The sequence below is a fragment of the Methanobrevibacter sp. genome (genome assembly GCF_017410345.1).
Taxonomy (GTDB): domain Archaea; phylum Methanobacteriota; class Methanobacteria; order Methanobacteriales; family Methanobacteriaceae; genus Methanobrevibacter.
This window is the reverse complement of sequence record NZ_JAFQQZ010000022.1, coordinates 1-13,220: the sequence shown is the minus strand read 5'-3', so window position 1 is coordinate 13,220 and position 13,220 is coordinate 1. Positions and strand designations below refer to the sequence as shown.

Genomic DNA, 13,220 nt, shown 5'->3' with positions numbered 1-13,220 from the left:
ATTTTTACGATTATTTGTTAATATTTTTGAATATTGTTTAATCGAATATTAATTATTTTTAAATGATTTATTAAAATGATGTGTTATTAAATAATTTTGGAGAATGAGTAGGAGGAGAATTTTTGAGTAAACCACAAAATAACGATCAACAAGAATATAGAAGAGTGCGCACTCCTAGAAAAGGTGAAATTCCAGGAGTCGTAGAACAGATTATGGGTCATGGAAAAATTAAAGTAAGATGTGCTGACGGCAATATCAGAATGACACGTATTCCTGGAAAAATGAAAAAGAGAATCTGGATACGTGAAGGTGATGTGGTTCTTGTAAAGCCATGGGATTTCCAATCAGACCAAAAGGCTGATGTGATTTGGAGATACACAAGAACTGAATCCAACTGGCTTGAAAGAAAAGGTTATTTAACTATGTAAATCAGCTATCGCTAATGAATAGCTAATGATTTACTTTTTTTATTAATAATTTTCAATGCCTTTACTTTCTATTTTTACTTTTTTTCATTTCTTATTATTTTAAACTCTTTTTGTCAATTCTAATTTTAAAATGGTGTTTTTATGGAAGAAGATCCAAGAATGGCTGATGCTGATATTGAACTTTTGGATGAGGAACTCTTAGAAGAGGGACTTATGGAAAATGAACTTTTGGATGAGGATTCAATAGAGGATGAATCTGACGAAGAAGTCATGGATGAAAATCCAAGAGTGGCTAAGGCGGATGCAGAAGTTCAAAAGTTGATTTCCCAAAAGAGAATCAAGGATTCTGATGATAGGAAGGTATCCAGTGAAATATTCGACAAGGCAACATTGCAGGTACTTTACAAATTGGCCAATCAGGGTTATTTGGATGTCTTGAATGGTGCCATAAGCACTGGAAAGGAAGCCAATGTATTGAAGGGAATAAAAGATGACGGTTCAATTGTTGCTGTCAAGATTTATAGGATAGCCACTTCCGATTTTAAGAAAATGCAATATTACATTGCGGGAGACCCTCGTTTCAATGTGAGGTCAAGCAATAAAAGGCAATTGATCAATAATTGGGTCAATAAGGAATATAGGAATCTGACAAGGCTTAGGGATGCAGGAGTAAAGGTTCCAGAGGCAATAACAAGCCTGAACAATGTATTGATAATTGAATTCATTGGCGATGGTGCTGGAAATCCTTCACCAACCGTTAAGAACTTGCCTCCTCAAGATCCAAATGACTTTTATGAGAAGTTGGTGGACCAGATGGATAAGTTCATCAATAAGGCAAATCTGATTCATGGTGACCTGTCAAGCTATAATATTCTAAATCATTATGAACAGCCTGTGATTATTGATGTTTCCCAATCTGTTGTAAAGGACCACATAATTGCAAGGGAATTGCTTGAAAGGGACATCAAGAACATCAGCTTTGAATTTTCAAAAATGGGTGTGGACACTTCCATTGAAGACTTGACTAATCGTTTGATTAAAGACTAATCAAAAAGAGAGAATCAATGAAAAAATTAATTTATAATCTATTCTTAGGAGAATTCTTGAGAATATTAGTTTTCAAATGCTCTTAGGAAATCTATTTTTTATATACATTAAAGAAATATTTTTAATGTTCCAATAGGTTTCCATTATGAGCATTTTTTATTTTATCAAAATATTTATTAAATTTAATCTAAATATTTAATATATAATTGTGTATAAAAATTTTTAAAAAATCAAAGAGGTGAATGAATTGCCGGAAACCGATTATCTCAAAGTTCCTGCAGATAGAGTGGGTGCTTTGATTGGAACAAAAGGAGAAACCAAACAATTAATTGAAAATGCAACCAATACTCATTTGGATATTGATAGTGAGGACTGTACTGTAGCTATTTATCCTAATGAAAATATGGAAGATCCTCTTGGTGTATGGAAAGCAAATCATATTGTAAAAGCTATTGCTCGTGGATTCAATCCTCGTGTAGCATTAAAATTAAATAAGGATGACATTTATTTGGAAATAATCAAATTGCCTTTGTATGTAGGCAAATCCAAAAAGGCGATGGCAAGATACAAGGGCAGAATCATTGGAAAAGATGGAAAAACCAGAGAGATAATTGTAGATATGGCTGAAGTGGATATGGCTATTTATGGCAAGACTGTTTCATTGATCGGCGAACTTGAAAGTGTGATGATTGCTAAGGAAGCAGTTGAAATGATTCTCAATGGATCAAGGCATAAATCCGTCTATGCATTTTTGGAAAATAAGAAGAACGAACGTAAAATGAAAGAGTTCAAGGAAGTCGTTGGAATTGAAAGGGATGAGATTCAATTCCGTGATGACTTAGACTAAGAATTTTTTATTTTACTTTTTAATAATCTTATCTTCATCTTCTTTTATTTTTTCTTTTTATTTTCTCATTTTTTCATTTTTTTCTAATTTTTCTATTTTTTATTTCTATTTTCTCATCATCACAATTTAATTTTTCAATCAATTTCTATTTTTACAATTTGGTATTGTTTCTATTGCTTCGAATCAATTTTCTTAATTAATTGTTATTTTTCATTAAAGATATATGTATGGTTTAATATTTTTTAACGATATTTTTTGATGTGATGTAATTTAATTATATTTAGCCTAAATTTTTATGCAATGTGGTGTATGTTCCATTAAAATTTTTGTAGTAATTGAAAACTTTTATATACTTTCAACAACATATGTATATATAGTGATATATTTACTATAGTTTTGACACATTTTTGTATTTATTTGATTATTAGTTTGTCTAAAATTTTAGTAATTTTTTCATTTTTATATAAAAATTTTCCATAAAAATAACTTTTGTTTAATTTTAATAAAATTTTCACAAATATCGAAGATTTTTTTAAAAATTTTACAATTTTATGATTACATTACCATGTAAAAAGATTTGTTATTGTATATTGGATTTGTATTTTTAATGGGAATTTTTATGAATTGAATTAAATAAACTGTCAATTTATTATTTTAATTAATTATAATTTGCTTAATTAATTAAAAACTATGTAAAGGAAGTTTAATTTGTCTCAACAAGCACAAGAACTCTTTGAGAATTTTGACCAATTGACTCCATCAGAGTTCTTTAGAAAAAATAAACAGATGTTAGGATTTTCCGGTAAGATCAGATCACTTACTATTGTTTTCCACGAATTGATTACAAACAGTTTTGACGCTGCTGAGGAAGCAGGTATATTGCCGGAAATCAGAATTGATTTAAAGCAACTCGGAAAGGAACATTATCTTTTAAGACATTCAGATAATGGTCCAGGTATTCCTGAGGAATTTGTAACTCAAGTATACTGTCAGATGTTTGCAGGTTCCAAATTCAGAAACATTCAATCAAGAGGGCAACAAGGTTTAGGTTGTAGTGGTTGTGTGCTTTTATCCCAGATGACTACCGGTGAGTCCACCCATGTAATTTCCGGATGGAGAGAGGATGGTGAACTTAAAGGGGTCAAAATGGAATTTAAGATGGATGTAAAGAACAATGTCGGGGATGTTATCAAGACTGAGCATTTCACTCCTGAAAGCACTGGTGTCTGTATCCAGCTCCATTTCAAGGAAGTATCCTATTCATTGGCTGAACAGGGTGCATTCGAGTACATTCGTAGAACCATGATCGCTAACCCTCATGCAAAGATTACCTTTAGAGATCCGAAAGGACACAAATACATCTTTAAGAGAGCTGCAGAGATTGTTCCAGTCTTGCCTAAGGAAGTATTACCTCACCCTAAAGGTGTTACTGCAGATGACATTACTCACATTGCAAAGACCACAGATAAGAGAAACTTCAAAAGCATGTTGACCACTTCCTTATCAAGAATGTCTTCCAAGAAAATCAAAGAGCTTCAGGACATTACCGGAATTGACATGAAAAAACGTCCGAAAAACATGACTTGGGCTGAAGCTGAAGCTATTGTTGAAGCATTTGGAAAAATGAAATTCATGGCTCCTCCTACTTCCGGACTTATTCCTATTGGTGAAGAGCAAATTGAAAAGGGTATGAAATTGATATTGAAGCCTGAATTCATCACTACCATAACAAGAACACCAGTTACCTATAAAGGTGGTGTGGCATTCATTGTTGAAGCAGGTATTGCTTACGGTGGAGATGCCGGTAGAATTGTCAATGAACAAAGAAAATCTGAAATACTAAGGTTTGCAAACAGAGTTCCATTGACTTTCGATGCAGGAAGCTGTGCCATTACAGAGGCATTGAAATCCATTGACTGGAGAAGATACGGTCTTAGAGACTTGGACAACACTCCACTTACCTTATTTGTAAACATCATTTCAACACAAGTTCCTTACTTGTCTACAGGTAAGCAGAGTATTGCTCCAGAACCTGAAATCGTTCATGAAATCAGACAGGCTACCATGAAAATAGCAAGAAAACTTCAAAGACATATCAGATCCAAAAAGGCCGAAAAGGAAAAGGCAATGAGGTCCAAGATATTTGAAGACTATGTTCCTGTCATCATTGAAGAGGCAGCATCACTTGCTGAAACTGAGGTTCCTGATTACAAGCCGGTTCTCGCTAAAGTGACAAGAAGAGCATTGGCAGAATTGATGGGCGAAAAGGTTGAAGAAGAGATAGAAGAGGAAGACTACGTCGATTCCTTGCTTGAAGAGCTTGACGAATTCGGTCATGTGGTTGACAAGGAACATTCAAGCCGTAAGGATAGGGTTCAGGAATCTGACTTGGATGAAGCATTCCTGGATGATGAAAAACCTAGGAAGAAAAAATCCAAGAAAACCGAACAGTCTACATTGTTTGACTCAGAAGATTTGGAGGAATGATTAGATGGCTGAAGAAACTACTACTCATAAACATACTCACAAAGAGCAAAGAAGACAATACACTTTCAATAAACTAAAATCTTTTGGTCAAGAGATCATTGAGGATGTTGAAAAGGAAAAGGTGCCTACCTTAAGAATTCCTTCTAGAGGTACCGGTAATATTGTTTATGACCCAGATAAACGTTATTATATTCTTGGAGACAGATATGGTAGAAGATCTCTTGGTAATGTAAAGCAAATCAGAAAATTAGGACAAATGGTTTATGTTGCTAATTTCTGTAAAGACTTGGTATTAAGGGATAAGACTGCAACTATCAGGGAAATGTATTATATCTCTGAAGGTTGGGGTATTGAATTCAATAACCAACAGGAATCCAACATCGTAGGTGAAGACTTGGAAGTTGCATTAGGTGCAACCCGTGAAGATTTAGGATTAATGCCTGAAGAAGACGGTGCATCCGTTTATGGAGATATCACCTTGCTTGATGGTGAGTTTGAAATCAATGCAGCAAGAGCAGGTAAATCCGGTTATACCATTTCACCAACTATTGACCAAGTTGAATTATTGGATTGTGGCGCTGACTTTGTGCTTGCAGTGGAAACCATGGGGATGTTCCACAGGTTAGTTCAAGAGGATGCTCATAATAGGTTCAATTGTTTGATTGTTGGTCTTAAAGGTCAAGCAGCTCGTGCTACAAGAAGATTTATTAAAAGGGTAAATGAAGAATTAGGCCTTCCAGTCTACATCTGTAACGACGGAGACCCTTGGGGATTCCACATCGGACAGGTAATCATTTCCGGAAGTGCAAAATTAGCTCATGTAAATCATGATTTGGCTACTCCTGATGCTAAGTTCTTGGGAGTAACTGCTACCGATATCATTGAATATGATCTTCCAACAGATCCATTGAAGGATATCGATGTATTAAGATTGAAAGAGCTTTCAAAAGACCCAAGGTATCAAACTGATTTCTGGCAAACCGAGATTAAGAAAATGCTTAAGATTGGTAAAAAGGCAGAACAGCAATCTTTCTCCAAATATGGTCTTGAATATGTAGTAGACACATATTTCCCAGAGAAATTACGTCAGTTTGGCCAATTATAATAAATTAATTTTTTAATTAATTTATTTCTTTTTTCTTTTTTATATTAATTTTAACTATTTTGATCTTTTTTCATTGTTTTCACTATTTTTTATTCTTGATTTTTAAAACCTTCTATTTTTAAAACATTCTTAATTTTTAAAATTTTCATTCACAATTTTTCAAAACATTTATATACTAGTTTGTTCTAACTATAATTATGTATACCCATAGGGGTATAACATTAATTTAAGGTGGTGTAATTTTGAAACAATGTATGGATTTGGATAATCTTCATAGAAGAATAAACAAAATTATCGGTCAATTAAATGCTATTGATCGTATGATAGAGGAAGATATTCCTTGTGAGAATATTTTAATGCAAGTAAACGCTTCCAAATCTGCTTTACACAAAGTAGGATCTATTATAGTAGAAGGACACCTCGAAAATTGTATTAGAAATGCAATTGAAGCTGGTGAGAGTGATGAAGCAATAAATGATGTTTCTACAATATTGGAATATTATTCAAGATTATAAGTTAAATTGTTATGGGATTAAACTTGATTTTTAATTCCTAACAATTTAATTTTTTTTCAAATACTTAGTATACCTATAAGGGTATACCTATACTTTATATGATTTCAATAAAAAATTGGGAGGCCATAAAATGAATATCAAAAAAATTTTCTCTAACAATAATGAAAAAACTTTTATTGATTTTAAAAGACCTAATTTAAGAGTTAAAGACTTCTTCCAAGATGGAGAAAAGAGAGACATTGTATTTATTTTAATTTCCATTGTCTCAGCAATATTAAGTGTAATAGGAACAGACCTATTTAGATTTGATTTAATTTGGATAGCAATAATATTTTGTGGTTTTCCAATATTTAAAGAAGCAATAATGGGTCTTTACAGAGATTTTGACATAAGAGCAGATGTTCTTGTATCTGTTGGAATAATTTCTTCAATTCTCATTGGGGAATTATTTGCAGCAGGAGTTATTGCTATTATTATGGCAATTGGTGGTTTTTTAGAAGAGTATACTGTTTCTAAAACAAAAGCAGGAATTAAAAAGCTCATTGATTTGAATCCTAGCAATTGTACTCTAGTAATAAATTATAACAGAACAAATGAAAATGAAATAGTTGTTCCATCTAATTTGATTAAAGCAGGAGATATTATAAAGGTTGTTCCAGGTGAAACTGTCCCAGTTGATGGTGTGATAATTAGCGGAGAATCTTCAATAGATCAATCTTTACTAACTGGGGAGTCTATACCTATAGACAAGATAGTTGGTGATGAAGTTTTTAGTGGAACTATAAACCTTTTTGGTTCTTTTATAATGAAAGCTACTAAAAAAGGAGAGGACAGCTCTCTTCAAAAGCTAATTAAATTGGTCGAATCTGCAAATCCGGAAAATGCAAAAGTTGTTAGGGCCGCAGATAAATGGGCAACTTTAATAGTTGTTATTGCATTTATTTGTGCAGTTTTAACATTAATCTTTACAGGGGAGATTATTCGTGCTGTTACTGTTTTAGTAGTATTCTGCCCTTGTGCATTGATATTGGCTACTCCAACAGCTATCATGGCATCAATTGGTAATTTAACTAAAGTAGGGATTTTAGTTAAAGAGGGAATTTCTATAGAGAAACTGGCAAAAATAGATCAAATGATCTTTGATAAAACAGGCACCTTAACTTATGGCAAACCAGTTGTTACAAAAATACTAAAGTATGAGGAAGAAATAAGTGAAAAAGACTTAATTCATTTGCTTGCTTCATTGGAAAGTCCTTCTGAGCATCCTTTAGCTAAAGCAATTGTAAAATATTATAAGAATAATAATAAGGAAAACCTAGAAAAAGTATCCAATTTTGAAATGATTATTGGAAAAGGAGTAAAGGCTAATTTAAATGATAGTATTCTTTGTGCAGGTAATGTGGATTTCTTAAATTCATTAGATATTGATATTCCTAATGATTTCATAGATGAAAATATCTCAGAATGTTTAAGTATTGGATCAACTCCAATCTACCTTGGAAGAGATGGAAAATTATTAGGGGCAGTGATACTATCTGATATTTTAAGAGATGATGCAGCGGAGCTTATTAATCAATTGGATAAATTAGGTATAAGTTCTACTTTACTCACTGGAGATAATAGGAATGCTGCAGAACATATTGCTTCAGAGCTTGCTATTGATGATTTAAAATATGATTGCATGCCTGAAGACAAGATTTCTAAAATTAAGGATTTCCAATCTGGCAATCATATGGTTGCAATGATTGGGGATGGAATAAATGATGCTCCTGCTTTAAGACAAGCAGATATTGGTATTTCTATGGGTGGTGTAGGTAGTGATATCTCAATTGAAGCATCCGATGTTTGTCTAGTTAGTGATGACATTAAGCATATTCCACATTTAATTGCACTTTCTAGAAAAACTATCAAGACAATTAATATTGGAATTGCATTCGCTTTAGGTTTAAATATCATAGCTACAATACTTGCGGCATTAGGATATTTAGGTCCAATTGGCGGCGCATTTGTTCATAATATTGGTTCTGTAATAGTTGTTATTTATTCATCTTTGCTTTTAAGATTCCAGTATTAATACATAATTAAATTTATTTTAATTTTTTTATTTTTTCTTTTTTTTAATTCATTTAAAAAATTTTATTAATGATACAATTCAAAATTTATTTAAATAAACTCTAATTTTTAAAAATATTTTATGGTCTGAAGTGATTTAATGATTAGTTTAGATGAATTGAAAGAAGAAATCTATGATTTAACAAAGGATTATAAAAACTTTAAATTTGAATATATTGACACAGGCACTATTGTAGTGGAACCTTGGACAAGACTGAAATGTCAATTTGGATGTCCGAATTATGGCAGAACATTGGTGTGTCCGCCATACACCCCAAAGGCAGAAGAATTTCTTGGAATGGTGAATTCATATAAAACAGCTATTTTATTTGAAATCAGTTTAGCCTCTATTGAAGATGATATTGGGGGAATAACTAAAATATCTGTTGATATAGAAAATCTTTGTGCTCATTTTGGATATTATAAAGCATTTGGAATGGGTGCTGGTCCTTGCATGGTCTGCAAATCTAAAGGTGAGGAATGTAATCTGGAGGAATGCAGGTATCCAAATGAAGCTCGCCCATCAGGTGAAGCTTGTGGTATAGACATTCATAAAACCATTGAAAACAATGGATATGAAATTTTAGGAATAGATGAAGAGAATAACAGCTATTTCTGTTATGGCATAGTTTTATTAGAATAAAACAAATATTCTATTCCTTTCTTTCCTTTTTTTAAGCCAATTTTCATGATTAAATATCAAATTATATATAGATTAAATAATAAATCTTAAATTATATAATATTGAATTTAATTTTGTATAAATTTAATACTCTTAAAGGAAGTTTAAAAAATGAAATCTGTAGCTATTAATGGATTTGGAACTATTGGTAAGAGAGTGGCTGATGCTGTAGCCGCTCAAGATGACATGAAAGTTATTGGTGTAAGCAAGACCAGACCAAACTTTGAAGCAAAGACTGCTGTAGAGGAAAAAGGATATCCTTTATACATCGGAATTCCTGAAAGGGAACCTCTCTTTAAGGAAGCGGGAATTGAAATTGCAGGTACTGTTGAAGACATGATTCAGGAAGCGGATATTGTAGTTGACTGTACTCCTGGAAACATCGGACCTCAAAACCTTGAAATGTATAAGAAAGCTGGTGTAAAGGCAATTTACCAAGGTGGAGAAGACCATGAACTGACCGGATTGTCCTTCAACTCATTTGCTAACTATGATGATTCATACGGTGCGGACTATGCAAGAGTGGTATCCTGTAACACTACCGGTTTAACCCGTACCTTACACACTCTTAATCCATTAGTTGATATTAAAAAAGTCCGTGCTGTAATGGTTAGAAGAGGATCTGACCCATCTGAAATCAAGAAAGGTCCTATCAACGCTATTGTTCCTAACCCTCCAAAAGTGCCTTCTCACCACGGTCCTGATGTACAGACTGTAATGAAAGGCATTGATGTCACTACAATGGCATTGCTCGTTCCTACCACTTTAATGCACCAACACAACCTCATGGTTGAGATTGGCAATGAAGTCACTCCAGATGAAGTCATTGATGCACTTGAAAAACGTTCCAGAGTTATGGTGGTTGAAGCGGCAGCAGGATTAGACTCAACTGCAGCCCTTATGGAATATGCTAAAGATTTAGGAAGAAGCAGAAACGATTTATATGAGATTCCAGTATGGAAAGAATCCATCAATGTTGTAGACAATGAATTGTTCTACATGCAAGCGGTACACCAAGAATCCGATGTAGTGCCTGAAAACGTGGATGCTATCCGTGCAATGTTGGAAATGGAATCCGACAATGAAAAATCCATTGCTAAGACCAACAAGGCTATGGGAATTTTCTAATTAAATAGAATTTTCTATTTAATTTTCTTCTTTTTTTCTTAAATCATTTTTAATAATTTATTAATTTTATAATTTTTATTTTAATGTTTTTTAAAATTTATTTTAAATTTATTTAAAATTCATTTCTATATTTTTATATTAGAATTTCGGTGTTTTTATGAGAGATAAAGTTATTTTTGGTCCAGCTGGAAAACCAATAGAGTTTAATGGAAAAGCACATGAATCTCCAGAATTCTTAGGGCCTTTAGGATTATATGCATTTGAATATCAATCCACTTATGGTGTAAGAATTGACGAATCTTCTGCTCTTAAACTTAGGGAATCTGCAGAGGAAAATGGAGTCTTAATGTCCATGCATTGTCCTTATTATGTAAATGTCTGTTCAAAAGAGGAAGAGAAAATTGACAGCACAATAGACAGATTGGTTCAATCTGCAAAGGTTGGAGAGTTCATGGGTGCTTATAGACTTGTATTCCATCCAGGATTCTATTCTGGCAGAAAACCAGAAGTATGTATGGATTTAGCTAAGAAAACTTACACAAGGCTTTTGGAAAGATGTGAAGAGGAAGGAATAGAAAACTTTACATTTGCACCTGAAACAACAGGTAAAAGATCCCAATTGGGAAACATTGATGAAATCATTGAAATGTGCGCAAACTTTGATCATTTCGAGCCAACCATTGACTTTGCCCATGTCCATGCAAGGGGAAGAGGAATTCTTAATCAAAAGGAAGATTACAATTGCATATTCTCAAAGCTTGAAGACAATCTGGAAATTGATAGATTGCATTGTCATTTCACCACTATTGAGTATACTGACAAGGGTGAGAAAAAGCACCACACTTTAGCTGAAGATGATGAATATGGTCCACACATTAAGGATTTGCTTTTGAATCTTATTGAAAACGATTGGAAAGCTACAATAATCTGTGAAACTCCTTTAATTGACCAGGATGCTTTGAGAATGAAACAGCTTTATGATAGTTTAATTTAAGTGAATTTAATCAGATTAATTTAATTATTTGTTCTTTTATATTTATTAATAGGATTTTATGGAAGTGATGTGATGCAGGTTATTTCTATTGAAAATTTCACAAAGGATTATGGGGATAATAAAGGTGTTTTTGATGTATCCCTTTCTATTGAAGAAGGGGAGGTCTATGGTTATTTAGGTCCTAATGGTGCAGGAAAATCAACAACATTAAGGCATTTGATGGGCTTTAGCAAGCCGGATTTAGGCAATTTGTCCATAAGTGATTTAGACTGCTGGAAAGATAAAACAACCATTAAAAAAGATGTAGGTTACTTGCCTGGTGAGATTGCATTGCCTGATGACATGACTGGAATTGAATACTTAAAATTGATAGATAAGCTCAGAAAGACAAATGATTTGACTTATGCAAATGAATTGATTGAATATTTTGAAATCGACACATCTGTGAAAATCAAAAGCATGAGTAAAGGAATGAAACAGAAGATTGCAATTATAATGGCTTTCATGCATAATCCTCAAATATTGCTTTTAGATGAACCTACTAGTGGTCTTGATCCATTGATGCAAGAAAAATTTATTAAATTGATTAAAAGTGAAAAGCAAAAAGGCAAGACAATAATCCTGTCTTCACATATCTTTGAGGAAATCAGCAAATTGTGTGATAGAGTTGGAATCATTAGAAAAGGCAGATTAATAAAAGAAGTGGTTATGGAAGATTTAAAGCATTCTGAAAACAAAACTTACAAAATAGAATTTAAAAATGAGGATGATTTCAATAAAATTATGAACCTGTACCCTGATGCGCAATTTGAAGCAAGCAAAAATCAAGCTTTGATTTCAATTGTGGATAGTGAAATCAATGATCTTATTTCAAATTTGGCTTCCTGTGATTTGCTCTTCCTTAAAGAGGAAAAACATACATTGGAAGAATATTTCATGAAATTTTATGAGGGTGATGATAATGTTTAGCATTACATACTTTAACTATTTGGTAAAATCCAATTTTAAATTTTTAGTGGCCTTCACCCTTATACTTTGTGCTTTTTTAACTGTAATATGTAATGTTTTCACACCTGAAACCATTAGCGGTATAAGCAACACTACACAGGGAACAATTGCTTCTAATATTCTAACTGGTAATGGTACATTGGTGGGATTCATGTCAAATTCATTCTATGCTCTCATGGCGATTGTCTTTCCAATGGTCTATTCAATCCTTGTTGCAAATAGGATGATAGCCCAAAAGGTAGATACTGGAAGCATGGCAAGTTTCCTATCCACACCTATGAGCAGATATAAACTCACAATTACCAGTGCAGCATATTTGATTTTATCTTTAATAGTGATGTGGGCAGTAGCATCAATAGTAGGAATTCTTGCTGCAAACACATTCCAGCCAGATGCATTGGATATTGATACATTTTTAATGCTTAATGTAGGAGTTTTCCTATATCATTTCGCTATAAGTTCAATAAGCTTTTGCGCTTCATGCATATTCAACACATCCAAGAATTCATTGATAATTGGTGGTGGATTGCCTCTTATGTTCTTTGTAATTAGCTTATTGATGAAAATTGATGATTCATTGGAGTTCCTTGAATATTTCACATTAAATACCTTATTTGATCCGGCAAATATAGTGAATAATAGTGGATATAGTCAGGAATTTATGATTATGGCTTTAATAGGGATAATATTATACATTATAGGAATATTAGTCTTCCAAAGGAAGGATTTGCCATTATAGTGAATCATTGATTTAGTCATGAAAATTTTAGGTCATGAAAATATTTAAATAATTGTAGGTATATATTAAGTAATCTAAACAGTTATTAAATATTTATTTAAATTTTTTTATATTTTTTTAAATTTTTT

12 protein-coding genes are annotated in these 13,220 nt (G+C 32.6%); all 12 read left to right on the top strand.

Features of this window, described 5'->3' with window-relative positions; genetic code table 11:
• Window positions 1–122 precede the first annotated feature (122 nt).
• A complete protein-coding gene (gene eif1A, locus IJE13_RS02875; RefSeq protein WP_292776837.1) occupies window positions 123–428 on the top strand; it encodes a translation initiation factor eIF-1A in 306 nt (101 codons plus the stop codon).
• A gap of 270 nt (window positions 429–698) precedes the next feature.
• Window positions 699–1,475: a serine protein kinase RIO gene (locus IJE13_RS02870; protein ID WP_292776880.1), complete on the top strand. Its 777-nt coding sequence runs from the start codon at window positions 699–701 to the stop codon at window positions 1,473–1,475.
• 247 nt (window positions 1,476–1,722) lie between these two features.
• A complete protein-coding gene (locus IJE13_RS02865) occupies window positions 1,723–2,322 on the top strand; it encodes a KH domain-containing protein (protein ID WP_292776833.1) in 600 nt (199 codons plus the stop codon).
• Between the two features lie 708 nt (window positions 2,323–3,030).
• A complete protein-coding gene (gene top6B, locus IJE13_RS02860) occupies window positions 3,031–4,809 on the top strand; it encodes a DNA topoisomerase VI subunit B (protein ID WP_292776831.1) in 1,779 nt (592 codons plus the stop codon).
• A 4-nt stretch (window positions 4,810–4,813) separates the two neighbouring features.
• Window positions 4,814–5,914, top strand: a complete 1,101-nt coding sequence (locus IJE13_RS02855) for a DNA topoisomerase IV subunit A (RefSeq protein ID WP_292776829.1) — start codon at window positions 4,814–4,816, stop codon at window positions 5,912–5,914.
• A 242-nt stretch (window positions 5,915–6,156) separates the two neighbouring features.
• Window positions 6,157–6,429: a metal-sensing transcriptional repressor gene (locus IJE13_RS02850; protein ID WP_292776827.1), complete on the top strand. Its 273-nt coding sequence runs from the start codon at window positions 6,157–6,159 to the stop codon at window positions 6,427–6,429.
• A gap of 130 nt (window positions 6,430–6,559) precedes the next feature.
• On the top strand, window positions 6,560–8,503 hold the full coding sequence (locus IJE13_RS02845; RefSeq protein WP_366514845.1) for a cation-translocating P-type ATPase: 1,944 nt from the start codon (window positions 6,560–6,562) through the stop codon (window positions 8,501–8,503).
• Window positions 8,504–8,641: 138 nt separating this feature from the next.
• Window positions 8,642–9,184 (top strand): DUF2284 domain-containing protein, encoded by a 543-nt coding sequence (locus IJE13_RS02840; RefSeq protein WP_292776824.1) that lies wholly within the window; start codon window positions 8,642–8,644, stop codon window positions 9,182–9,184.
• Between the two features lie 150 nt (window positions 9,185–9,334).
• Window positions 9,335–10,351: a phosphorylating glyceraldehyde-3-phosphate dehydrogenase gene (locus IJE13_RS02835; protein ID WP_292776822.1), complete on the top strand. Its 1,017-nt coding sequence runs from the start codon at window positions 9,335–9,337 to the stop codon at window positions 10,349–10,351.
• A 157-nt stretch (window positions 10,352–10,508) separates the two neighbouring features.
• Window positions 10,509–11,345, top strand: a complete 837-nt coding sequence (locus IJE13_RS02830; RefSeq protein ID WP_292776820.1) for a TIM barrel protein — start codon at window positions 10,509–10,511, stop codon at window positions 11,343–11,345.
• Between the two features lie 72 nt (window positions 11,346–11,417).
• A complete protein-coding gene (locus IJE13_RS02825; protein WP_292776818.1) occupies window positions 11,418–12,314 on the top strand; it encodes an ATP-binding cassette domain-containing protein in 897 nt (298 codons plus the stop codon).
• Entirely contained in the window at window positions 12,307–13,092 is a 786-nt protein-coding gene (locus IJE13_RS02820) for an ABC transporter permease subunit (RefSeq protein ID WP_292776815.1), read from the top strand. Before IJE13_RS02825 ends, IJE13_RS02820 begins: the two co-directional genes overlap by 8 nt.
• The last annotated feature ends 128 nt before the right edge of the window (window positions 13,093–13,220 follow it).

What these genes read in the sequence shown, in the direction of transcription:
- IJE13_RS02870 (WP_292776880.1), top strand. Translation starts at nt 699, where the DNA reads ATGGATGAAAATCCAAGAGTGGCTAAGGCGGATGCAGAAGTTCAAAAG.
- IJE13_RS02855 (WP_292776829.1), top strand. Translation starts at nt 4,814, where the DNA reads ATGGCTGAAGAAACTACTACTCATAAACATACTCACAAAGAGCAAAGA.
- IJE13_RS02845 (WP_366514845.1), top strand. Translation starts at nt 6,560, where the DNA reads ATGAATATCAAAAAAATTTTCTCTAACAATAATGAAAAAACTTTTATT.
- IJE13_RS02840 (WP_292776824.1), top strand. Translation starts at nt 8,642, where the DNA reads ATGATTAGTTTAGATGAATTGAAAGAAGAAATCTATGATTTAACAAAG.
- IJE13_RS02835 (WP_292776822.1), top strand. Translation starts at nt 9,335, where the DNA reads ATGAAATCTGTAGCTATTAATGGATTTGGAACTATTGGTAAGAGAGTG.
- IJE13_RS02830 (WP_292776820.1), top strand. Translation starts at nt 10,509, where the DNA reads ATGAGAGATAAAGTTATTTTTGGTCCAGCTGGAAAACCAATAGAGTTT.
- IJE13_RS02825 (WP_292776818.1), top strand. Translation starts at nt 11,418, where the DNA reads ATGCAGGTTATTTCTATTGAAAATTTCACAAAGGATTATGGGGATAAT.
- IJE13_RS02820 (WP_292776815.1), top strand. Translation starts at nt 12,307, where the DNA reads ATGTTTAGCATTACATACTTTAACTATTTGGTAAAATCCAATTTTAAA.